We start from the raw sequence: 22,260 nt of genomic DNA, 5'->3' as shown, positions 1-22,260 counted from the left end.
TGGTCCTCACCAGCGCGTCGTCTCGCCCGGCGCCGCCGGTTCGATCGCCAGCGCATGCACGCCGGCCTTCAGTTCGTCGGCAAGCAACTCGTTGACGGCGCGGTGGCGGTCTATGCGGCTCATGCCGGCAAAGGCCGCCGAGACGACGCGGACGCGAAAATGCGTCTCGCCGGTGCCGTCATAGGCGCCGTGATGGTCGGAGCCGTGATGGTGATGGCCGGCATGGAGATGGCTCTCGTTGATGATGACCAGCCGGTCCGGCGAAAATGCCTTGTTGAGCTTGTCTTCCATGGTCGCCTGTATGGACATCGCCGTCTCCCTTCACCACATATCGTCGACGGATCAGCCAAGAAACCGAAATCGATTTCAAAGGGCGCCGTCGTCGCCCGACAAATTCCGCCATTCGCCCGCTTTATGCCGTGATTCAGCGGCTAGAGCGATCCTCGTGAAAATGTCAATTCTTGTTTCGCATCTGCGAACGTCCCATAAATGGGTCAGATGAAGCCGTACCCCAAATATTTCGAGAAGATTCGCGTCCGCCCCGACAAGGACGCCGAACTGAAGTCGCATTCGCCGATCTGCCAGTGGGACGGCTGCAAGGAGGCCGGAACCCATCGTGCGCCCGTCGGACGGATGAAGGAGGGCGAGTATTTCCGCTTCTGCTTCGACCATGTGCGCGAGTACAACAAGGGCTTCAACTATTTCTCGGGCGTGCCGGATACCGAGGTGGCTCGCTTCCAGAAGGAAGCCATGACCGGTCACCGGCCGACCTGGAAAATGGGCGTCAACGGCGCCTCGACACGCCCCTCTCCTGGTATGGCGTCGCCCGATATGGCCCAGATGCGTTCGGGCCGCGCCGGCTACTACAACCGCATGCGCGACCCGTTCGACCTGTTCAAGGGGCCGAAGGATCCGCGCGAGACACGCGAGCGCAAGGCCAAGCCGCTTGAGGCCAAGGCGCTGGAAACGCTTGGCCTCGACACGAAGGCGACTGGCAAGGAGATCAAGGCGCGCTATAAGGAACTGGTGAAACTCCATCATCCGGATGCGAATGGTGGCGACAGAGGTTCGGAAGACCGGTTCCGCGATGTGCTGCAGGCCTATCGCGTGCTCAAACAGGCGGGCCTGTGCTGAGCGACCTTACGGTCGGGGCTTTTTTCCAACTTTCATAAGGTTGGAAAAGGCTCTAAGACCGCCCCCGGACAAAATCGATTGCCGGCGAAATGGGATGTTTCGCCCGTGGAGACGTTGAGAGATATGAACAAGGTCGATCGCGACATCGCCAATTTGCCCGACACGACGGTGTCGGTGAAGGATAAATTCGGTTTCGAGTCCAAGATGGTGGTGCCGGCCTATTCGGTGACATCGGAGCATGTGCCCGACATCGACCCGGACTATCTGTTCGACAAGGCGACAACGCTGGCGATCCTCGCCGGCTTCGCCTACAACCGCCGCGTCATGGTGTCGGGCTACCACGGCACCGGCAAGTCGACCCATATCGAACAGGTCGCCGCCCGCCTCAACTGGCCCTGCGTTCGCGTAAACCTCGACAGCCATGTCAGCCGCATCGATCTCGTCGGCAAGGACGCGATCGTGGTCAAGGACGGCTTGCAGATCACCGAATTCCGCGACGGCATCCTGCCCTGGGCCTACCAGCACAATGTTGCGTTGTGCTTCGACGAGTATGACGCGGGCCGTCCGGACGTGATGTTCGTCATCCAGCGCGTGCTGGAATCGTCGGGCCGGCTGACGCTGCTCGACCAGAGCCGGGTCATCCGCCCGCATCCGGCCTTCCGGCTGTTCTCGACCGCCAACACCGTTGGTCTCGGCGACACGACCGGCCTCTACCACGGCACCCAGCAGATCAACCAGGCCCAGATGGACCGCTGGTCGATCGTCACCACGCTGAACTACCTGCCGCATGACAATGAAGTCGCCATCGTGCTGGCCAAGGCCAAGCATTATCGCGACGGCAAGGGCAAGGACATCGTCAACAAGATGGTGCGCGTCGCCGACATGACACGCTCGGCCTTCATCAATGGCGACCTGTCGACCGTGATGAGCCCGCGTACCGTCATCACCTGGGCCGAGAATGCCGAGATCTTCGGCAATATCGGCATGGCGTTCCGGCTGACCTTCCTCAACAAGTGCGACGAGCTCGAGCGCTCGGTGGTGGCCGAGTTCTACCAGCGCGCCTTTGGCGAGGATCTGCCGGAGAGCGCCGCCAACGTTGTGCTGGGGTAAGCAGAGCCTCGATGGCGGGTCCGGGCGACAACACGCGCAACAAGTCGAAGACGGGGTCTGAAGCCGACAGCTTCAAGCGCGCCGTCACCGTCTGCATGCGCGCCATTGCCGGCGACAAGGAGCTCGAAGTCGGCTTCGCCAAGGACCGGCCGGCATTGGCGGGCAATCGCGCGCGGCTCCCCGAACTGCCGAAGAAGGCATCGAAGACCGACATCGCCATCACCCGTGGCCTCGGCGATTCCATGGCGCTCAAGCGCGCCTGCCACGATGTGCGCATCCACACCAAGCTGGCGCCGGAAGGCAAGGCGGCCCGCGCCATCTATGACGCGGTCGAGCAGGCCCGCGTCGAGGCGATCGGCAGCCGCGCCATGCAGGGCGTCGCCGACAATATCGGCTCGATGCTGGAGGACAAATACGCCAAGGCCAATCTCGTCGACGTCAGGGACAAGGCGGACGCGCCGATCGAGGAAGCGCTGGCGCTGATGGTGCGCGAGAAGCTGACCGGCCGGCCGGTGCCGAAGAGCGGCGAGCGGCTGGTGGAGCTCTGGCGCCCCTGGGTCGAGGAAAAGGCCAAGGGCGATCTCGACGGGCTTTCGGCCAAGCTCGAGGACCAGCAGGCCTTCGCCCGTGTCGTGCGCGAGATGCTCGCTTCCATGGAAATGGCCGAGGAACTCGGCGACGACCAGGAGACGGAAGATTCCGAGGACAATGACGAGAACCAGCCGCAAGGCGAGGAGCAGAGCGAGGAGGGCGGCGAAGAGGAGTCCGGTTCCGAGCAGTCGCAGTCCGACGATGCCGAGGCTTCGGCCGATGACGAGCAATCGGCCGAGACGGAAGCCTCCGACGCCACGGCCGACGATCTGTCCGACGATGACGACGCGGATGCCGAGACGCCGGGCGAGGCGCGGCGCAACGACAATCCCTTCACCAACCTGCCGAAGGAAATCGACTACAAGGTCTACACCACCGCTTTCGATGAAACGGTCGGCGCCGAGGAACTGTGCGAGGAAGAAGAGCTCGACCGGCTGCGCGCCTTCCTCGACAAGCAGCTCGCCAATTTGTCGGGTGTCGTCGGCAGGCTGGCCAATCGCCTGCAGCGGCGGCTGATGGCGCAGCAGAACCGCTCCTGGGATTTCGATCTCGAGGAAGGCTATCTCGATCCGGCGCGCCTGGTGCGCGTCGTCATCGACCCGATGCAGCCGCTGTCCTTCAAGCAGGAACGCGACACCAAATTCCGCGACACGGTGGTGACGCTGGTGCTCGACAATTCCGGCTCGATGCGCGGCCGGCCGATCACCGTCGCCGCCACCTGCGCCGACATCCTGGCGCGCACGCTGGAGCGCTGCGGGGTCTCGGTCGAGATCCTCGGCTTCACCACGCGGGCCTGGAAGGGCGGGCAGGCGCGCGAGAAGTGGCTGAAGGACGGCAAGCCGCCGAACCCCGGCCGGCTCAACGACCTGCGCCACATCATCTACAAGTCCGCTGACCATCCGTGGCGGCGGGCACGGCGCAATCTCGGCCTGATGATGCGCGAAGGCCTGCTCAAGGAAAACATCGACGGCGAAGCGCTGCTGTGGGCGCACAATCGGCTGATCGCCCGGCCCGAGCAGCGCAAGATCCTGATGATGATCTCGGACGGCGCGCCGGTCGACGATTCGACGCTCTCGGTCAATCCGGGCAACTACCTGGAACGCCATCTGCGCGCCGTCATCGAGCTGATAGAGACGCGCTCGCCGGTCGAACTGCTGGCCATCGGTATCGGCCATGACGTCACGCGCTATTATCGCCGCGCCGTCACCATCGTCGATGCCGAGGAACTGGCCGGCGCGATGACCGAGCAGCTGGCATCGCTGTTTGCCGAGGAAAGCGCGAAGGACACGCGACGCGGCGGCATGCGTCGCGCCGGATGAGCTTTCCGCGCGGCGGCTTTCGGCCATTGGCCTTCGCCGTCATCGCGCTGCTTGCCGCTATGGCTTCGGCCCCAGCCGGCTCTGCGGGGTTGGCGCCCGTTGAGCCTATCGAGGTATCGGCCCGCCCGATCACCGAATTCCACATCGGACATTCAGACAAGCAGTTCGGTTCGCTCGAATTCGTCGGCGGTCTGGAAATGACGTCGCCAGCGCGCGATTTTGGCGCGCTGTCGGCCTTTCGGTTTCTGCAGGCGGGCAGCGACTTCATCGGCGTGGCCGACACCGGATACTGGTTCTTCGGCACGCTGGCCCGCGATGCAGACAGGCGGCCGGTGGGCGTCCAGAACTTCAAGATGCAGCAGATGGTGGACAAGGCTGGCCTGCCGATCGACAAGAAATGGCAAGCCGACGCCGAAGGCCTCGCGGTCAAGGACGGCATCGCCACCGTCGGCTTCGAGCGAAATCATCGCGTCGCTCAGTTCAGGATCGACCCGGCCGGCATGAAGGCGCCATACCGGGATCTGGATTTCCTGGTGCCGGCGCGGGAGCTGCGGCAGAATCGCGGTTTCGAAACCGTCGCCCATGCCGGCGGCCAGCATCAGGGCGGTCTGGTGGTGGTGTCGGAGAAGAGCCTCGACAAGGCCGGCAACATCTATGCCGCCATCCTCCAAGGGCCGCACAAGGGCGTCTTCACCGTCAAGCGCAACGGCGATTTCGACATCACCGACGGCGCCTTCCTGCCGGATGGCGACCTGCTTCTGCTGGAGCGCAGTTTCTCGATGGTGGGCGGCGTCAAGATGCGGCTGCGGCGCATCCATGGCGAGAGTGTCGAGAAGGGCGCTGTCGCCGACGGACCGGTGCTGCTGGACGCCGACATGGGCTACCAGATCGACAATATGGAAGGGCTGGACGTCTGGACCCGCGACGACGGCGCGCTGATGGTGTCGTTGATCTCCGACGACAACCATTCGATCCTGCAACGCAACCTCTATCTGGAATTCATCCTGCACCAGGATTGACCGGGTCAATTTCTGGTGGCGATCCAGATGACATGGCGCGCACCGCGCTTGCCGTTGGCGCGTGTATTGATTTCCTCGACGGTAAAGCCCGCCTGCTTCAGCCGCCGCGCGAAACCGCTGTCCGGCCCTTGCGACCATACCGACAGCACGCCGCCCGGCGTCAGCGCGCCGCGCGCTGTCGCGAGGCCCCGCGCGCTGTACAATTCGTCGTTGGATTTGTGGACGATGCCTTCGGGGCCATTGTCGACGTCGAGCAGGATGGCGTCCCAAGCCGCGGGCCGCGCCCGTATCAACTCACCGACGTCGGTCTCCCTTATGGTGACGCGGGGATCGTCAAGGCAACCACCGAACACTTCCGCCATCGGGCCACGTGCCCAGGCGACGACCGCCGGCACCAGCTCCGCGACAACGATTTCGGCGTCGTTGGCCAACTCGGCGAGAGCAGCGCGCAGCGTGAATCCCATGCCAAGCCCGCCGATCAGGATCCTCGGCTGCCGATGGCTGGCGATTCTCGCGCAGGTCAGTTTCGCCAGCGCTTCTTCGGAACCGCTGAGGCGGCTGTTCATCAGCTCATTGGTGCCGAGCATGATCGAGAATTCGGAACCGCGCCGCTTGAGGCGAAGCTGCCGCGCGCCGTCCGGTGTCGTTGCCGAATCGAGCTCGACCCACGGGATCATGGTCAGGCCGCGACTGCCGGCTGGCTCCAGCGGGCGGCTAGCAGACGGTAGGGGATCAATGCCACGACGGCGATGATCAGCTTGACCGAGAGGTCGCCCATCGCCCAGGACACCCAGCGCATGGCCTCGACATGGAAGACGCCCATCAACGGCGCCATTTCGAGCGCGAAACTGTCGCCTGGCCCCGCGAAGGCGAAGGCGGTCGAGAAGGCGACGGTGAAGAACACGGCAGTGTCGAACACCGAGCCGACCAGCGTTCCGACGATCGGCGCCCGCCACCAGCTCTGCCGGCGCAGGCGATTGAACACGGTCACGTCGAGCAATTGCGCACAGAGGAACGCCGCGCCGGACGCAGCCGCGATACGCGCCAGGCGGTCAGCGGCGGTTGCGAATTCGATCAGGCCATGGCGGAACAGGAAGGGTGGGACAAGGATCGAGCAGACCACGGCCGTCATGAAGCCGACAAAGACGATCCTGCGGGCCACCCTCGGCCCATGGCGGCGGTTGGCGAGGTCGGTGACCAGGAAGGAGAAGGGATAGGTGAACGCACCCCAGGTCAACAGGTCGGCCAGCGACAGGCCGCCGATTTTCCCCTGCATCGGAAACTGTACGAGAATGTTCGACGCCACGACGACAAGCGCCATGGCGGCCACGAAGGGCAAGTAGCGCGAGAAGGAATTCATTTTTTTATCCTGGGTAATGGAACCAGCGGAGCGTCATTCCGAGACCGGATCACGCTTGCTTTTTGTCGAGCACCGGATCTGCCAAGCCTTCTCAGGCCCCGATCCGATGCCCAAAGGCCAACACGAGGTTGGCCAGGCGGTCGTCCCCCGCCTTTAAACGATTGTCAGGCCGCGACCTGCTCAGCGAGCTTCTTGGCGATCTGCTTCTTGAGCAGGCGCGCGCGCTGCGACAGTTCCTTGATGTCGGCCTTGGCCAGGAAGGCATCGAGACCGCCGCGATGTTCGACCGAACGGAGCGCGTTGGCGGAAATGCGCAGGCGCACATTCTGGTTCAGCGCTTCCGAAATCAGCGTGACATTGACGAGGTTGGGCAGGAAGCGACGCTTGGTCTTGTTGTTGGCGTGGCTCACATTGTTGCCGGACATGACTGCCTTGGCAGTGAGTTCGCAGGTGCGGGACATGGTTCTAACCTTCAGTTCTCGGGGCTTGCCAAACCGTTTTGCCCACGCCGGGTGGCGCGCGGTTCTGGTCAGGCGGCCTTATGGAAAAGTTGGCGTTCCATAGTTGCATTTCGCCGGGGCGTCAAGCTCCGGCTTACCCACGGAAGCGCCCGGCATTTCACATTAAGGCCGGATTTCACCGTATAAGCGGTCGCATAGGGACACGCCAGACCGGAGTTGCCCAACTCCGGCCGAAATCAAGGATCCGATCCCCGCCATGCCTCGTTCGTCTCAAGCCCTTGTCGCCGCACTGGTGATTGCCTTGCCGTCCGCCGCTTCGGCTGCTTCGCCGCAGTCTTTCAAAGGCGAATACACGGTGTCCTTTTTCGGTCTGTCCATAGCGAGATCGACGTTCTCAAGTCGCTATGAGAACGGCGCCTACGCAATCGATGGTACGGTCACCGCGGCGGGTCTTGCCAAGCTGTTCGACGACACGCGCGGCACGATCTCGTCCAAGGGCACGATCTCCGGCAGGAAAATGGTGCCCGAGGCTTTTCGCGCCGATTACACGTCCGGCAAGAAGGTCTCCGCGATCGACATCCGCTTCACCAATGGCACAGTGACGTCGACCCAGGTCATCCCGCCACCGGAGAAGCGCGACCCCAAGTCCTGGGTGCCGATCGGCACCGGCGACCTTGTATCGGTTCTCGATCCGATGGCCGCCACCGTCATTCATGCCGACAGCCTCGACCAGGTTTGCGGTCGCACGGTGAAATTCTATGACGGCGAGATGCGAGGCGACCTGACGTTGACATACGATTCCAAGGGCACCATCTCGGTGCCGGGCTACAAGGGCGACACCGTCACCTGCCGGATGGGCTTCGAGCCGGTGGCGGGTTACCGCAAGGGCCGCAAGGCGCTCAACTATCTCAAGAACAAGAGCCGCATGATGGTGACGTTTGCGCCGCTCGGCCAAACCGGAGTATATGCGCCGATCCACGCCACGGTCGGAACGCAGATCGGCACCTTGACGATCAGCGCCGGGCGTTTCGAAGCGGTACAATAGGCTCGCCACCGAGACAGAAGAGGGCGCGCCACGGGAGAGGACATGGGGCGCGCAACACTGATCGGCTTTTCGGCGGTCGCCATGTGGGCGCTCTTGGCGCTGCTCACCGACGCGTCGGGCAAGGTGCCGCCATTCCTCTTGTCGGCGATCACCTTCTCGATCGGCACCGGGGTCGGGCTGGTCGCACGGCTGTTCATCCCGGCCGGCGACAGGAGCCAGAAGATTCCCCCCCAAGTCTGGCTGATCGGCATTGCCGGCCTATTCGGCTACCATTTCTTCTACTTCACCGCGTTGCGAAACGCTCCGGCCGTGGAGGCGAGCCTGATCGCCTATCTGTGGCCGCTGCTGATCGTATTGGGTTCGGCGCTGATGCCGGGCGAAAAACTTGCGTGGAACCATGTCGTCGGCGCGCTGCTCGGCCTTGCCGGAACCATGCTGATCGTCACCAAGGGCGGTGCCCTGGCCTTCGACGCGCGCTACGCCTTCGGCTATGCGATGGCCGCAGTCTGCGCCGTGCTGTGGTCGGCCTATTCGCTTCTGTCGCGGCGTTTTCCTTCGGTGCCGACCAGCATCGTCACCTGGTTCTGCGCGGCGACCGCGGGGCTGTCGCTGGCCTGCCATCTGGCGCTGGAGGAGACCGTGCTGCCTGAAGGTGCGGGCCAGTGGCTGGCCGTGCTGGGCCTTGGCCTGATGCCGGTGGGTGCTGCCTTCTATGCCTGGGATGTCGGCGTCAAGCGCGGCAACATCCAGGTGCTGGGCGCCGCGAGCTACGCCGCGCCGCTCTTGTCGACGCTGGTGCTGATCGCGGCCGGCGTCGCCGAGCCGTCGCTGCGCATCCTTGCTGCCTGCGTGCTGATCACCGGCGGCGCGGCCCTGGCGGCGAAATCGCTGTTGCTGCGCAAGCCGGCCTCGGCAGGAGCCCGGGCATCCGAAGACGGAGCCCGGGCATGACGATGCCGTTTCCCGGCGGCATCGACGCCAACGCCAATGCGACGCTGATCTTCTCGCTGGTGGCGGCGGTGATCTACGCCTTCACGCTGGGCGCGTCGCCCACGCTCGCCCGCTCGGCGGCCAAGACGCTCGCCGTGGCGATGCTTGCCGTGCTGGCGGCGCTGCAGGGCGGCCCGCCGCTGCTGGTCGCCGCGCTTGCGCTCAGCGCCCTGGGAGATGCCTTCCTGTCACGCGAGGGCGAGAAAGCGTTTCTCGCCGGCCTGGCCAGTTTCCTCGTCGCCCATATCGTCTACGTCGTGCTGTTCCTGCGCGGCGGCAGCGGGATGCAATTGCTTGGCGCCGAACCCTGGCACGGGGCAATCGGGCTCGTGATGACGGTGTTCGCGGTCGTCATGCTGGCGGCGCTGTGGCGACGCGTCGGTCCCGGCCTGCGCGTGCCGATCGCCGTCTATGTCGTGGCGATCCTGGTGATGGGCCTGTCGGCGCTGACGACAAGCAATGTCTGGGTTATTGCAGGCGCGCTGCTGTTCATGGCGTCCGACGGTCTGCTCGCGACCGAGAAATTCCTCGTGGCGGCGATTTCGCCGCATCGCGCCTGGATGCGCCTTGCCGTCTGGGTGCTGTACTACGCCGCCCAGCTGGTGATCACGCTTGGGTTCTTGTCGAGTTAGGCTGCCAGCCCGGTTCGGCCAGTTCGAAGGCGGCGAAATCAAATCCCGGCGCGACCGTGCAGCCGACCAGCGTCCATTCGCCCAGGCTGCGGGCCGACTGCCACCAGCCGGCGGGCACCACGATCTGCGGCCGTTCGCCAGCCGCGAGTTCTATGCCGAGGACCTGCTCGATCACCGCCGTACCTTCTTCGCACATCGACAGCGCCAGCGGGGCACCGGCATGGAAATGCCAGATCTCGGCAGCGTCCTTGACCCGGTGCCAGGCCGAGATCTGATGATCTTCCAGCAGGAAATAGATCGCCGTCGAATGGCCGCGCGTGCCGCCGGCGCCGTCGCGAAAGGTCTCCGCGTACCAGCCGCCTTCCGGATGCGGCTTCAGTCCGAGCGTTGCGATGATTTCCGCGGAACTTGTCATGGGGCCGACCATACCACCAGCGTCAGAAATTGTCCTTGCGCTTGCGAATTTCGGCGAAGACCTCCACGTCCGCGGCTTTCTCCAGCCCAAGATGCTTGCGGATCGCCGGGTCGTGCCAGCGCAGGAAGGGATTGGTCGACAGCTCCTCGCCGATCGTCGTCGGCAGTGTCGGCTTGTTGTCGATCCGCAGCGCCTCGATCCTGGCGGCACGCTCCTTCAGCGCCGAATTGGTAGGGTCCACCGTCAGCGCGAAACGGGCGTTGGCGAGCGTGTATTCGTGACCGCAATAAATGACGGTGTCGGCCGGAAGCGCCGCGAGCTTCTTCAGCGATTCATACATCACCGGCGGCTTGCATTCGAACAGCCGGCCGCAACCGAGCGCAAACAGCGTATCGGCGGTGAACGCGACCTTCGATGCCGGCAGGTGATAGGAGACATGGCCGGCAGTGTGGCCGGGGGTGGCGATCACCTCGATCCGCTCATCGCCGAGATGAACGACCGAACCCTCCGCGACCGTCTCGTCGATGCCCGGAATCTTGGCCTTTTCCGCTTCCGGGCCGATGATGCGCAGCTTGAAGCGTTCCTTCAGCGCCAGATTGGCCTCGACATGGTCCATATGGTGGTGCGTGGTCAGGATCATCGTCGGCGTCCAGCCGGTGCGCTTTATGGCGGCCAGGATCGGGGCCTCCTCGGGCGCGTCGATGATCGCCGTCTGGCCGCTTTCGCGGTCATGGACGAGAACGCCGAAATTGTCGCTTCGGCACATGAATTGTTCGATTTCGACCGGCATCGCGTCTCTCCATTCTCGTCGCAGACATAGGGTGCTCGCACGCCGATGTCATCCCAGGAGATTGCAGATGTCACTGCCTGGAATGTCGACTGTCATAGCGGTTCCGGGGTGACGTCCTGGGGAATACCGAGCTCACGAATGCCTTTGTTGAAACCGGCTGATATCACGGCTACATCCTTGCCATGCATTCCGACATCGTCGATCTTCGCACATTCTATTCGACAACGCTCGGCCGGCTCGCCGAGCGTTCGATCACCATGGCGCTGTCCTCGATATGGGCGGTGGTGCCCAACGAGCGGCTGGTCGGACTAGGCTATACCTTGCCCTGGCTGGAGCGGTTCGGCACGGACGCCGAGCGGGTTTTCGCCTTCATGCCGGCAACGCAAGGCGCGGTGGTCTGGCCGGCGATTGGGCCGACGGCGACGGCATTGGTCTTCGACGAGGAACTGCCGCTGGTCGATTCCTGCATCGACCGCATGCTGCTTGTCCATTCGCTTGAACATGTCGAAAATCCGCGTGAAACGCTAAACGAGATCTGGCGGGTGCTGTCGCCCGCGGGGCGCATCGTCATCGTGGTGCCCAACCGGCGCGGGGTCTGGGCGCGCTTCGAGCACACGCCGTTCGGCAATGGGCGGCCTTTCTCGCGCGGCCAGCTCACCGAATTGCTGCGCGAGGCGAATTTCACGCCGGCATCCTGGTCCGATGCGCTGTTTTTCCCGCCGTCGCGTCGGCGGTTCATGATGCGGTTCCACAATGTGCTGGAACGCGCCGGCCGGCGGCTGTGGCCGATCTTCTCAGGCGTCATCGTCGTCGAAGCGCAGAAGCGGCTCTATCAGGGTGTTCCTGTCGCCCAGCGCGCTTCGCGCCGCGTCTTCGTGCCGGTGCTGTCGCCGCATGGCGCCACGCGACTCGGTCGTCAAGCGCAGGCGGGGGATGCCGGTCCATCGGTCGCGCCGGTGATTGTTTCGTGATCGCGGCAAGGACTCCCGGGTTTCAGCACCATTACTGAACGCAAGGACCTCTGGCATGGCTGGTCAACCGGACAATGACGGCATCGTTCAGCCCGCTGGCGTGGCCGTCGAAGCCAGCAGCCTGCGCGACCAGGTGGCGACGATCAGGCGAGGGCTGGCGGGATCGCCGGTTCGCAACACATTGCTCTGGATGTCGGTTTCCATCATGGCCGTCATCATCGCGACGTCGATCGGGCAGGTTCTCCTCAACCGATGGAACCAGCCATTCTACGATGCGCTCGCGCGCCGCGACATGGCGGCATTCCTGCATCAGCTTCTCGTCTTCGCGATAATCGCCGGCGGACTTCTGGTGCTCAATATCGGCCAGACCTGGCTCAACCAGATGATCCGGCTGACGCTGCGCAAGGCGCTGACGATGGATCTCATCGACCAGTGGATGCGGCCGGCGCGAGCTTTTCGCCTGGCCAATGCCGGCGCCATCGGCGTCAATCCCGACCAGCGCATGCAGCAGGACGCCGCGCATCTCTCGGACCTGTCGACGGATCTCGGCGTGGGGCTGCTGCAGTCATGCATCCTGCTTGTGTCGTTCGTCGGCGTGTTGTGGCAGTTGTCTTCGGGCTTCGTCTTCCACATCGGCGGCACTTCGCTCGCCATACCGGGCTACATGGTCTGGGCCGCCATCCTTTATGCCGGCACCGCGTCATGGCTGAGCTGGCTGGTCGGCCGGCCGCTCATCACCCTCAACAGCGACCGCTATACGCGTGAGGCGGAGCTGCGCTCGTCGATGGTGCGCGTCAACGAGAATGTCGACGCCATCGCGCTGTATCATGGCGAAGCCGATGCCAAGCGCCGCCTTGATATCGATCTGGACACAGTGCTCGGGGCGATGCGGCGCATCTACAGCGCCCAGATCAATCTTTCCTGGGTGACCGACACTTATGGCTGGATCACCGTCGTGGCGCCCATCCTGGTTGCATCGCCTGTCTATTTCGCGGGCGACATCAGCTTTGGCGGACTGATGATGGCGGTCGGCGCCTTCAACCAGGTCCACTCGTCGTTGCGCTGGTTCATCAACAACATCGGCGGCATCGCCGATTGGCGCGCCACGCTGATGCGCGTCGCCGATTTCCGCATCGCGCTCGATGAAACCGATGTGCTGCACGACACGGAAAAGCGCATCGTCTTCGGTGAAAACGCGAGTGGCAGCCTGACCTTCGAGAAGCTCGAAGTGGCGTCGCCGGAGGGATGCACCAAGCTGGCCGACCAGCATGTCGAGATCCATGCCGGCGAACGCGTCATGATCACTGGCGAGCCGGGCGCCGGCAAGACGCTGTTCTTCCGCGCCATCGCCGGCCTGTGGCCGTGGGGAAGCGGGCGGATCGGCCTGCCGGCGGGAGAAACCCTCATCTTCGTGCCGCGCGTGCCTTATTTCCCGGCCGGCACGTTGCGCGAGGTCCTCGACCACCCGAACGGACCCGCGCCGGCCAGCGATGCCGACATCGCGGCGGTGCTCGCCGAAGTCGGTCTCGAGCGGCTGTCGCCGTCGCTCAACCGTGCCGGGCGCTGGGATCATGAATTGAGCGATGACGAACAGCGCTTGCTGGCCTTTGCCAGGCTCGCCTTGCGGCAACCCAAATGGCTGATCATCGATGAGGCGCTCGACGCGTTCGACGGTCCCTCCTTGCGGCGCGTGCTGTCGATGCTGGCGAAGCGCTTGCCACCGGACGCCGCGATCCTCAACATCGGACGCGGCCAGCACAACAACCAGTTCTTTCCGCGCGGGTTGACCATCGTCAAGGATGCCGGCGCGCCCGCCTTGAAACCTGCCCGGGTCAGGGCGGGCGCCATCGAACCGCCGCCCGCTCCCGCTCGCAGGAAATAGGCCGACGTCCGGATAACCGACTCTCTTGTCCTGGCGCAGGCCCGGACGGCAGAACCGCTTGATCCGCTCCAGCTTGATTTCGCCGTGATCGCAGAGGAAGCTTCGGTGGAGAAACCATCCTGGCGCCGACGATGCTTGATGTTCTCCGCCTGCTTGCCTGTCTTGCCTGTGCGCAGGCGGCTCCGGTTGCCTTGCCGCAGGACAAGACGGCCGTGGATGTCGAACTGGTGCTGGCGGTCGACATCTCGCTTTCGATGGACGAAAAGGAGTTCGCCCTGCAGCGTGCCGGCTATGTCGAGGCACTGAGGCATCCCGATTTTCTCCAAGCCGTCCGCGCGGGCAAGACGGGCCGCATCGCGCTCGCCTATTTCGAATGGGCCGGCACGGTGCGCGACGACTCGGTCGTCGGCTGGCTGATCATCGACAGCGCCGAGAGCGCCGAGAGCTTTGCCGCCCAGCTCGCGGCTCGCCCGTTCCGAAGCTTTCGCGGCACCTCGATTTCAGGAGCGCTGGCATTTGGCGCCGGGCTTTTCGACCGGACTGACTTCAGCAGCGAGCGCAGCGTCATCGATATTTCCGGCGATGGCCCGAACAATATCGGGCCGCCGGTCGCTGCAATGCGCGATGCGGCGATTGCCAGGGGCGTCGTCATCAATGGCCTGCCGATCCTGGTCAATCCGTCGCCGACGTTCAAGGATCTCGACCAGTACTATGCGCAGTGCGTGACCGGCGGGCCGGGGTCCTTCGTGCTGCCGATCCATGCGGCCGCCGAATTCTCGACCGCGATCAGGCGCAAGCTGATACTGGAAGTGAGCGGGGTCGAGGGCCGGGTCAAGGCGATCCCTGTCGATGCCACGACACCGATCGACTGTCTTCAGGGCGAGCGTGACCGGAGGTTCCTGTCTGACCCGTATTTTCCGGAACTCGACCGCTGAGAGCCTGCGCCTTGCTCCGAAGGCTTATGCTGGACGCGCGCCATATTTTTCACGAAACTCGTCGTAGAGGTCGCGGCGCCAGCGCCGGCCGCAGACATAACCATGCGCCAGTTGCGTCAGTGAATAGCCGAGCGCCTTGGACGAGCGGTTGGCCATGTAGCCTGCAAAAGCTTGCGGGAAACGGCCTCTGAGAATGTCAGCGATGATCTGCCGCGAGATCATGTAAGGCGGAATATGGGGATAGGATCGGGCAATATGCGGATGTTTGCACATCAAGTTCGCATAGGCTTCGACATAGCCGTCGCGGCGCCCTGAAATCGAATTCTCCGAATTGTGTTTCGTCCAGTCGATGTCCTCCGACAGTCGCGCGCTGAAGCGCCTGGCAAGGCGCAGCAGCAACTCCCGGTCCTGCATCCGGGTGATGTCGCTGTCGTAGCCGCCTATGGCCAGCAAGGCGTCGCGGCGCGCCGTGATCGCCGACCCGGCAATGAAAATCGTCTGGGCGACCAGGGCCCGTTCCAGGATGGTGGGGTTGAGGACTGCATCTCGGTTGACGCACTTGGTGGCGCGTTCACCCTTCAGGGAGACATAGGAGCTGATCAGCACTTCGAGCGCTGGTTCGTCGTCGAACCGGGCCAGGGTGCGTTCGAGCCGGTGCGGCATGTAGACATCGTCGGAATCGAGGAATGTCACCACCGGCGCCCGCGCCAGTTCGATGCCGGCATTCCTGGCGGCGTTGGCGCCGCGCCACTTCGCGCCGACATAGATCAGCCGCGGGTCGCGGACCTCGGCCAGCGCTGCTTCGGTTCCATCCGTCGAGCCATCGTCGATAACGATGTGCTCGAATAGGGTGAAGTTCTGCGCAAGCACGCTTTCGACAGCACGCAACACCTTGTCGCGCCGGTTGTGAGTCGGCGTGATGACTGTGATGCGAGGGCTGGTGTCCTTTGACATATTGTCTCAGCGGCATCCACGCGCGGGAATGCCTGTCGCCAAACTTCTTCAAGTTCAAAAATGGCGGGATGGTCGGCACGCCGTTCCATCCCCGGTATAATATCGGCGCACGTTACAAAAAACACGCGCTGTTGTCACCACAGGACGGCGACATACGCACAGTTTCAAAGCTTAAGTCCCTACTCCTGCCGATCGACATCGGGCTCGATGCGCTAACGGGCGTTCTTCTTGCGACTCATCTTCGCGGCACGGCACCAACTTGTGCGCAGGGCGACGGGCGGCCAGGTCAGCGAGGGGCCGCCTTACCGCTTCAGCAAGAACACTGCCTGCTGGCCAAAGAAGTTCCAGAACCACCACGGCATCGACAGGCCGATCCTCTGGCCAGCGGCGTCGAGCGCGGTGGCCTTTTCGACCGTCGCGCCAAGCTCGTCGCACAGATTGACGAAGTCGCGAATGGTGCAGAAATGGATGTTGGGCGTGTCATACCAGGAATAGGGCAGGTCCTTGGTCACGGGCATGCGGCCGTTGAACAACAACGACACGCGGACCCGCCAATGGCCGAAATTGGGGAAGGAAACGATCGCCCGGTCGCCGATCCGGAGCAGTTCGTCGAGCACCAGCTTCGGGTTGCGGGTGGCCTGCAGCGTCTGCGACAGGACGACGAAATCGAAGCCCTTGTCGGGATAGAATTCGAGGTCCGTGTCGGCATCGCCCTGGATGACCGACAGGCCGCGCGCCACGCATTCGTTGACGCCACGCTGCGACAGTTCCAGCCCACGGCCGTCGACCTGCTTGGTGTCCTGCAAAAGCTCAAGCAACGAGCCGTCGCCGGAACCGACATCGAGCACGCGGGAGCGTGGCGGGATGAGGTTGGCGACGACCTCGAGGTCGACGCGCTGGTCACGGTTGACGCTCATGATGCGAGCCCTCTCGCCCGTGCCGCGGAGCCGATGAAGCCATTGATGGCGGCAAACAGCTCCGGCTCGTCGAGCAGGAAGGCGTCGTGGCCGCGATCGGTCTCGATCTCGACGAAGGACACCGATGCGCCGGCGGCATTCAAGGCGTGCACGATCGTGCGGCTTTCCTCGGTGGGAAACAGCCAGTCCGAGGTGAAGGATACCAGGCAGAAGCGGGTTTTCGTGCCGGTGAAGGCGTCAGCCAATCGGCCGCCATGATCGGCCGCGAGGTCGAAATAGTCCATCGAGCGCGTCATGTAGAGATAGGAATTGGCGTCGAAGCGATCGACGAACGTCATGCCCTGGTGGCGCAGGTAGCTTTCGATCTGGAAGTCGGCGTCAAAGCCGAAGGTCAGTGCCTCGCGGTCCTGCAGGTTGCGGCCGAACTTCCGGTGCAGGGCGGCTTCCGACAGATAGGTGATGTGGGCGGCCATGCGGGCCACCGCGAGCCCTTTTTCCGGGCGTTTGCCGTACTCGAAATATTTGCCCCCATGCCAGTCGGGATCGGCCATCACGGCTTGCCGGCCGACCTCGTGGAAAGCGATGTTCTGCGAGGAATGGCGGGCGCCGGTGGCGATCGGCAGTGCCGCGAAGACGCGCTCCGGATAGCTCGACGCCCATTCGAGCACTTGCATGCCGCCCATCGAGCCCCCGAGCACGCAAAACAGTTTCTCGATGCCGAAATGATCGACCAGCATCTGCTGCGCGCGCACCATGTCGCGGATGGTGATGATCGGCAGGTCGAGCCCATAGGGCTTGCCTGTAGCGGGATTGGTCGAGGCCGGGCCGGTGGAGCCCAGGCAGCCGCCGATGACGTTCGAGCAGATGACGAAGAAGCGGTTGGTGTCGATGATCTTGCCGGGGCCGATCAGCACTTCCCACCAGCCCGGCTTGCCGGTCACCGGATTGGTGTTGGCGACGTGCTGGTCGCCCGTCAGCGCATGGCAGACGAGGATGGCGTTGGAGCGGGCGTCATTGAGCATGCCATAGGTCTGGTAGGCGATCTGGAATGGCGACAGCAGCGTGCCGGCGTCGAGCTTGAGCGGCTGGTCGGCCCCGAAACGCAACACCGGGCTCGACGGGTGGTCGGCCTCGTTGTTGGTCTTTCCAGCACGCAAAGCGGCCATGGCATCATCTCGCAGTTTGAATCCACGCATCGTGCCTTCGAAATCGATGCCGATTTCTCGCCGGTGCGGTGTCCGGCCGGCGCGGACAACAAAAAACCGGCATTGCAGTCGCAAAGCCGGTTACAGGATGCAAACGGCCCTTTAGCAAGTTGTTTAACGTGGCTGCAAGCCGACCGGCCAAATCACCACGGAAGTCCGCGTCCCTTCTACGGCTGTCACGCGTTGCCGTCAACGGTCCGCCGCTTCTGAGGGATACGCCGCCTCTCGACATTGCAGGCGGCGGCTTGTATTTCCGCAGCGGCTTCCCGGCGGAAGCGTTCTCGACGGATTTTTCGATATGAGCCAGACATCGGACAAGCCACGTCCAACCCCGCGCGCGGGCATCATGGACATCGAGGCCTATGTGCCGGGCAAGAGCGCGGCACCCGCCGGCGTCGCCAAGGTCCACAAGCTGTCGTCGAACGAGAATCCGCTCGGTCCGTCGCCGAAGGCGATCGAAGCCGCCCGTGAGGTTGCCGCCAAACTCGACATCTATCCCGACGGCACCGCCAGGCGGCTGCGCGAGGCAATTGCCGAGGTGCATGGCCTCAACCCCGCGAACATCATCTGCTCCAATGGCTCCGACGAGATCCTGGGCCTGCTGGCGCAGACCTATCTCTCTCCGGGCGACGAGGCTGTCATCACCGAACACGCCTTCATGGTCTACAAGATCTATATCCAGTCGGCCGGCGCCACGCCGATGACGGTCAAGGAAACCGACGAGCACGCCGACATCGATGCGATGCTGGCCGCTGTCACGCCGCGCACGAAAATCGTGTTCCTCGCCAATCCGAACAATCCGACCGGCACTTACATACCGTTCCAGGAGGTGCGCCGTCTGCATGCCGGGCTGCCACGCAACGTGCTGCTGGTGCTGGACGCGGCTTACGCCGAGTATGTTCGCCGCAACGACTACGAAGCCGGCATCGAACTGGTCGGCAGTGCGGAGAACGTCGTGATGACGCGCACCTTCTCGAAGATCGGGCTTGGCGGGGCGCGGATCGGCTGGATGTACGCGCCGACGCACATCGTCGACGCCATCAACCGCGTACGCGGCCCTTTCAACGTCAACACGACTGCGATCGAGGCAGGCATCGCGGCGATCCGCGACCGTGCCCATGTCGAGCGCAGCGTCTCCCACAACGAGACCTGGCTGACATGGCTGAGCGAGGAACTGGCAAAGCTCGGGCTCCGGGTGACGCCCAGCGTCGGCAATTTCATCCTCATTCATTTTCCCGAGGACGAGAAACAATCAGCGGCGGCGGCCGATGACTATCTGAGCGCACGCGGTTTTATCCTGCGGCGCGTTTCCGGCTATGGCTTTCCCAACGCGCTGCGCATGACCGTCGGCACCGAGGAAGCCAATCGCGGCGTGGTCGCCGCCCTCACGACATTCCTGAAAAGCTAGAGCACCATGACATCACCGATGTTCGAGAAGATCGCCCTGGTCGGCATCGGCCTGATCGGCTCGTCGCTGGCCCGCGTCATCCGCCGCGAGGGATTGGCCGGCCGCGTCGCCATCTCGACACGCAGCGCCGCGACGCTAGCCCGGGCCGAGGCGCTTGGACTGGGGGATTCCTACACCACCGACGCGAAGGAAGCGGTTCGCGACGCCGACCTTGTCATCGTCTCGGTGCCGGTGGGCTCGTCCGGCGCGGTGGCCGAGGAAATCGCGCCGGCGCTCAAGCAGGGAGCGATCCTGACCGATGTCGGTTCGACCAAGGCATCGGTCATCGCGCAGATGCAGCCGCATGTGCCTGCCGGCGTCCATTTCATTCCCGGCCATCCTCTGGCGGGCACCGAGAAATCCGGCCCGGACGCGGGATTTGCCGACCTGTTCGACAATCGCTGGTGCATCTTCACGCCGCTGCCCGATACCGACCCGGAAGCGCTGGAGCGGCTTTCGGAATTCTGGCGCCGCTGCGGCGCCAACATCGACACCATGGACCCCCAGCATCACGACATGACGCTGGCCATCGTCTCGCACCTGCCGCACATTATCGCCTACAACATCGTCGGCACCGCCGATGATCTGCAGTCGGTGACCAAGTCGGAGGTCATCAAATACTCAGCCTCGGGATTCAGGGACTTCACCCGTCTCGCCGCCTCCGACCCGACCATGTGGCGCGACGTCTGCCTGCACAACAAGGACGCCATCCTTGAAATGCTGGCGCGGTTCTCGGAGGACCTGGCGTCGTTGCAGCGGGCGATCCGCTGGGGCGACGGGGAAAAACTCTTCGACCTGTTCACCCGGACCCGGGCGGTGCGCCGCTCGATCATCGAGGCCGGCCAGGACATCGACGTACCCGATTTCGGCCGCCAGGCGGTCGAGCATCCGGCCAAGAGCTAAGGCAGCGCAGGCCAAGTCGCTTCGACCATCGCCAGCGTCTCGGCGCGATCCGGTGCGCCCAGCCTGCCGCCGAAGCGCAGGCATTTGAGCGCGGCCGCGGCGCTGGCGAAGCGCAGGGCGTGCTCGGCCGGCATGACCTCCGCCAGCCCGACGGCGAAGGCGCCGTGAAAGACATCGCCGGCGGCGAGTGTATCGACGGCCTTGATGCGCGGCGCCGCGACATGGCGCACACGATTCGCGGAACGGTCATGCCACCAGCTTCCGGCCGCGCCGCCGGTCACCGCGACAAAGGCTTCGGTGCGGCTGGCGAGATCGGCGCATGCCTGCTCGGGATCCAGCGCCTGACCGAGGACGATGCGTGCCGCCGACTCAGAGGCGACGATATGCGTGGCGAGCGGCAACAGCCGTTCCAGGACATCCAGCGGCGCGGTATCGGCATCGAGAATCGCCGGCCGGCCGGCGGCGCGGGCCGCCTCTAGGGCAAGTGCTGCCGCGCCCGGCCAGCGGACATCGACCAGCACGGCATCGAATGCCGAGAGATCCGCGACCGGCAGGGTGTCCGGGTCGGCCTGGGCTAGCCTGTCGTAGAAGGGCACGATGACGCGCTCACCATGGGCGTCGACGAGGATCGACGCCAGTGCCGAGCGTGCGCCCCGGACGCGGCGCACGAAGGCACAATCGACGCCTTCGGCCTCGATCTCGGCAACCAGCTGATCGCCAACGGAATCATCGCCGGCGCTTGCCCACAATGAAACGTCGGCGCCAAGGCGGCGCGCCGCGCAGGCCGCGCTGGTCGCCATGCCCGATGCGATCTGAATGCCGTCGGAGGCGATGAACTTTCCCTGATGCGTAGGAAGTGTCTCGACACGAAGGATCATGTCGAGGGTCAGCGCGCCAACACTCAGCAATTTCACCGGTTTAGCCATGCAAGCGCTAGTCCACCGGCTTGATCTTGCCCAGCGGAATGAAGCCGAGCGAAGCCCTGCCCTTGGACACCTGCAGCGGCATCGACGGTTCGTTGCCAAGCAGCGACAAGGCCGCGAAGCCCTGCGCGATTTCGCTTTTCCTTTCGGGTATCGCCGCGCCCAGGATTGCGGCCACGGCCTTCGGGTCCTTGATCCGGATCATCAGATCGGCATCGATGAAGCCGTCTGCATCGACCGACAACGGTCCGGAAACGGTGACGCGCGCCGTCCCCGACGAAAGGTCGAGGTTGCGGATGTCCAAAGCCTGGCCTCGCAGGCTTTGGACATGCGTGCCGATGAGCGCGACGCCGTTCTTCAGCGTGGCGTCGCCGGTGGCATCGAATGCCGGCAGCACGCGGCCACCGATCGCCTCGGGATCGATCTCCAGATCGATGAAGCTGCCGAGATAGTCGAGATCCGGGCCGTTGGGCTGCAATTGCCCGGCGGCCTTTCCTGCGCTGAACAATTGCACCGGATCGGTTTCGTCGGCCGGGTCGGTCTGGCCTGAAAGGCCCTCGGCCCGCAGCGTTACCCGATGCGGCAACGGCCAGGATAGGTTTACGTTGGCCCGCAGGTCGTCCCAATCAATCCACAGTGGCACCATGCCCGGAATCGAGGTCCTGAGCGGACCGCGCAGATTGGCGACGGGAGACCAGGGTTGGATGATTGGCGCCACCGCCTTGAAACTGCCGGCCGAGGCCGCGATGTTCTTGGCATCATCCTCGTAAGCGAGGGTGTCGCAGGACACGGCGAAGGAGAAGGGGTAGCCACCGACCTGAAGGTTGGCGCAGCCGGCCTCGACGCCGTTGGCGTTGAGCGCGGCGACCGTCTTGTCGGCCTCGCTCCTGACCCGGTTGGCCAGATAGAACCAGCCGCCGCTGTAGACTGCAAACAGCACGACGACGAACGCCGCAAGCCAGAACAGGCGGCGACGTCGAGTTGGCTGGCGTTCGTCACTTGACGTCATGCTTTGGCTCTCGTTAACGCATGGATGCTGCGGACGGACTTGTCGATTTCGACGATGGAGATGGACAGAAGCGAATAGGTAGACAGGCGCGGGCTAAAAAACACCGGCGCGCCTGCGATGTTGGCATATTTTTGCAATCAGGCGCGGTGATATGGGCGATTTTTGGGTGTTTGGCTACGGTTCGCTGATCTGGCGGCCAGGTTTCGCGCATGTCGAGACGCGGCGCGCCCGCCTGCATGGCTACCGAC

Annotated in this window: 24 protein-coding genes and 1 riboswitch; of the genes, 13 read left to right on the top strand and 11 right to left on the bottom strand. The window is 64.0% G+C overall.

Going from position 1 to position 22,260, the window contains the following annotated elements; all coding sequences use genetic code 11:
* Nucleotides 1-6: 6 nt before the first annotated feature.
* On the bottom strand, nucleotides 7-309 hold the full coding sequence (locus WC739_RS10110; protein WP_372952888.1) for a BolA family protein: 303 nt from the start codon (nucleotides 307-309) through the stop codon (nucleotides 7-9).
* Between the two features lie 180 nt (nucleotides 310-489).
* Between WC739_RS10110 and WC739_RS10105 the strand changes: the two genes are divergently transcribed.
* The 4 genes from WC739_RS10105 to WC739_RS10090 all read left to right on the top strand — a co-directional run bounded on the left by WC739_RS10105 (nucleotide 490) and on the right by WC739_RS10090 (nucleotide 5,173).
* Entirely contained in the window at nucleotides 490-1,134 is a 645-nt protein-coding gene (locus tag WC739_RS10105) for a J domain-containing protein (RefSeq protein ID WP_372952887.1), read from the top strand.
* A 123-nt stretch (nucleotides 1,135-1,257) separates the two neighbouring features.
* Nucleotides 1,258-2,244 (top strand): cobaltochelatase subunit CobS, encoded by a 987-nt coding sequence (gene cobS / locus WC739_RS10100; protein WP_287271377.1) that lies wholly within the window; start codon nucleotides 1,258-1,260, stop codon nucleotides 2,242-2,244.
* 11 nt (nucleotides 2,245-2,255) lie between these two features.
* The gene (cobT, locus tag WC739_RS10095; protein WP_372952886.1) at nucleotides 2,256-4,154 is read left to right on the top strand and encodes a cobaltochelatase subunit CobT; all 1,899 of its coding nucleotides are present in this window, start codon (nucleotides 2,256-2,258) and stop codon (nucleotides 4,152-4,154) included.
* Nucleotides 4,151-5,173: an esterase-like activity of phytase family protein gene (locus WC739_RS10090; RefSeq protein ID WP_372952885.1), complete on the top strand. Its 1,023-nt coding sequence runs from the start codon at nucleotides 4,151-4,153 to the stop codon at nucleotides 5,171-5,173. Before cobT ends, WC739_RS10090 begins: the two co-directional genes overlap by 4 nt.
* Nucleotides 5,174-5,178: 5 nt before the next feature.
* Here WC739_RS10090 and WC739_RS10085 read toward each other — a convergent pair whose 3' ends face one another.
* The 3 genes from WC739_RS10085 to rpmB all read right to left on the bottom strand — a co-directional run bounded on the left by WC739_RS10085 (nucleotide 5,179) and on the right by rpmB (nucleotide 6,994).
* Nucleotides 5,179-5,850: a spermidine synthase gene (locus WC739_RS10085; protein WP_372952884.1), complete on the bottom strand. Its 672-nt coding sequence runs from the start codon at nucleotides 5,848-5,850 to the stop codon at nucleotides 5,179-5,181.
* Between the two features lie 2 nt (nucleotides 5,851-5,852).
* Nucleotides 5,853-6,533, bottom strand: a complete 681-nt coding sequence (locus WC739_RS10080; protein WP_372952883.1) for a queuosine precursor transporter — start codon at nucleotides 6,531-6,533, stop codon at nucleotides 5,853-5,855.
* A 164-nt stretch (nucleotides 6,534-6,697) separates the two neighbouring features.
* On the bottom strand, nucleotides 6,698-6,994 hold the full coding sequence (gene rpmB, locus WC739_RS10075; protein ID WP_372952882.1) for a 50S ribosomal protein L28: 297 nt from the start codon (nucleotides 6,992-6,994) through the stop codon (nucleotides 6,698-6,700).
* A 256-nt stretch (nucleotides 6,995-7,250) separates the two neighbouring features.
* Between rpmB and WC739_RS10070 the strand changes: the two genes are divergently transcribed.
* The 3 genes from WC739_RS10070 to WC739_RS10060 are packed head-to-tail and all read left to right on the top strand — an operon-like array spanning nucleotide 7,251 to nucleotide 9,661.
* Nucleotides 7,251-8,039 carry a DUF3108 domain-containing protein gene (locus tag WC739_RS10070; RefSeq protein WP_372952881.1) on the top strand — a complete coding sequence of 263 codons (789 nt, stop codon included), beginning with the start codon at nucleotides 7,251-7,253 and terminating at the stop codon, nucleotides 8,037-8,039.
* Between the two features lie 42 nt (nucleotides 8,040-8,081).
* A complete protein-coding gene (locus WC739_RS10065; protein WP_372952880.1) occupies nucleotides 8,082-8,990 on the top strand; it encodes a DMT family transporter in 909 nt (302 codons plus the stop codon).
* On the top strand, nucleotides 8,987-9,661 hold the full coding sequence (locus tag WC739_RS10060; protein WP_372952879.1) for a lysoplasmalogenase family protein: 675 nt from the start codon (nucleotides 8,987-8,989) through the stop codon (nucleotides 9,659-9,661). Before WC739_RS10065 ends, WC739_RS10060 begins: the two co-directional genes overlap by 4 nt.
* Here WC739_RS10060 and WC739_RS10055 read toward each other — a convergent pair.
* Nucleotides 9,636-10,076, bottom strand: coding sequence for a cupin domain-containing protein (locus WC739_RS10055; RefSeq protein WP_372952878.1), 441 nt, complete (start codon nucleotides 10,074-10,076; stop codon nucleotides 9,636-9,638). The genes WC739_RS10060 and WC739_RS10055 overlap by 26 nt on opposite strands.
* 22 nt (nucleotides 10,077-10,098) lie before the next feature.
* Nucleotides 10,099-10,866 carry a hydroxyacylglutathione hydrolase gene (gloB, locus tag WC739_RS10050; RefSeq protein WP_372952877.1) on the bottom strand — a complete coding sequence of 256 codons (768 nt, stop codon included), beginning with the start codon at nucleotides 10,864-10,866 and terminating at the stop codon, nucleotides 10,099-10,101.
* Between the two features lie 182 nt (nucleotides 10,867-11,048).
* On the opposite strand from gloB, the gene WC739_RS10045 reads away from it, so the two are divergent.
* The 3 genes from WC739_RS10045 to WC739_RS10035 all read left to right on the top strand — a co-directional run bounded on the left by WC739_RS10045 (nucleotide 11,049) and on the right by WC739_RS10035 (nucleotide 14,654).
* Nucleotides 11,049-11,837, top strand: a complete 789-nt coding sequence (locus WC739_RS10045; RefSeq protein ID WP_372952876.1) for a class I SAM-dependent methyltransferase — start codon at nucleotides 11,049-11,051, stop codon at nucleotides 11,835-11,837.
* 55 nt (nucleotides 11,838-11,892) lie between these two features.
* Nucleotides 11,893-13,719, top strand: a complete 1,827-nt coding sequence (locus WC739_RS10040; RefSeq protein WP_372952875.1) for an ABC transporter ATP-binding protein/permease — start codon at nucleotides 11,893-11,895, stop codon at nucleotides 13,717-13,719.
* Between the two features lie 131 nt (nucleotides 13,720-13,850).
* Nucleotides 13,851-14,654, top strand: coding sequence for a DUF1194 domain-containing protein (locus WC739_RS10035; protein WP_372952874.1), 804 nt, complete (start codon nucleotides 13,851-13,853; stop codon nucleotides 14,652-14,654).
* A 24-nt stretch (nucleotides 14,655-14,678) separates the two neighbouring features.
* Here the strand turns inward: WC739_RS10035 and WC739_RS10030 are convergent, their stop codons facing one another.
* The 3 genes from WC739_RS10030 to WC739_RS10020 form a co-directional block, all read right to left on the bottom strand.
* Nucleotides 14,679-15,608 (bottom strand): glycosyltransferase family 2 protein, encoded by a 930-nt coding sequence (locus WC739_RS10030; RefSeq protein ID WP_372952873.1) that lies wholly within the window; start codon nucleotides 15,606-15,608, stop codon nucleotides 14,679-14,681.
* Between the two features lie 302 nt (nucleotides 15,609-15,910).
* Entirely contained in the window at nucleotides 15,911-16,525 is a 615-nt protein-coding gene (gene metW / locus WC739_RS10025; RefSeq protein WP_372952872.1) for a methionine biosynthesis protein MetW, read from the bottom strand.
* Nucleotides 16,522-17,691 carry a homoserine O-acetyltransferase gene (locus WC739_RS10020; RefSeq protein ID WP_372952871.1) on the bottom strand — a complete coding sequence of 390 codons (1,170 nt, stop codon included), beginning with the start codon at nucleotides 17,689-17,691 and terminating at the stop codon, nucleotides 16,522-16,524. The genes metW and WC739_RS10020 overlap by 4 nt, the downstream gene beginning before the upstream one ends.
* 121 nt (nucleotides 17,692-17,812) lie before the next feature.
* A riboswitch (SAM riboswitch) is annotated at nucleotides 17,813-17,890 on the bottom strand.
* A 138-nt stretch (nucleotides 17,891-18,028) separates the two neighbouring features.
* Here WC739_RS10020 and hisC point away from each other — a divergent pair.
* Complete coding sequence (gene hisC, locus WC739_RS10015) at nucleotides 18,029-19,138, top strand: histidinol-phosphate transaminase (RefSeq protein ID WP_372952870.1); 1,110 nt, start codon at nucleotides 18,029-18,031, stop codon at nucleotides 19,136-19,138.
* 6 nt (nucleotides 19,139-19,144) lie between these two features.
* Entirely contained in the window at nucleotides 19,145-20,080 is a 936-nt protein-coding gene (locus WC739_RS10010) for a prephenate/arogenate dehydrogenase family protein (protein WP_372952869.1), read from the top strand.
* On the opposite strand, the gene WC739_RS10005 is transcribed toward WC739_RS10010, so the two are convergent.
* On the bottom strand, nucleotides 20,077-21,006 hold the full coding sequence (locus tag WC739_RS10005; RefSeq protein ID WP_372952868.1) for a sugar kinase: 930 nt from the start codon (nucleotides 21,004-21,006) through the stop codon (nucleotides 20,077-20,079). The genes WC739_RS10010 and WC739_RS10005 overlap by 4 nt on opposite strands.
* A gap of 7 nt (nucleotides 21,007-21,013) precedes the next feature.
* Nucleotides 21,014-22,012, bottom strand: a complete 999-nt coding sequence (locus WC739_RS10000) for a DUF2125 domain-containing protein (protein WP_372952867.1) — start codon at nucleotides 22,010-22,012, stop codon at nucleotides 21,014-21,016.
* A gap of 151 nt (nucleotides 22,013-22,163) precedes the next feature.
* Between WC739_RS10000 and WC739_RS09995 the strand changes: the two genes are divergently transcribed.
* Nucleotides 22,164-22,260: gamma-glutamylcyclotransferase (locus WC739_RS09995; protein WP_372952900.1), on the top strand; the 97-nt coding region annotated here is incomplete at its 3' end.

Origin of the sequence: Mesorhizobium sp. (assembly GCF_041661565.1) — a bacterium.
In the GTDB taxonomy this organism is placed as follows: Bacteria; Pseudomonadota; Alphaproteobacteria; order Rhizobiales; family Rhizobiaceae; genus Mesorhizobium.
Note: the sequence above shows the minus strand (reverse complement) of the source record. Positions and strands in the feature narration are given on the sequence as shown.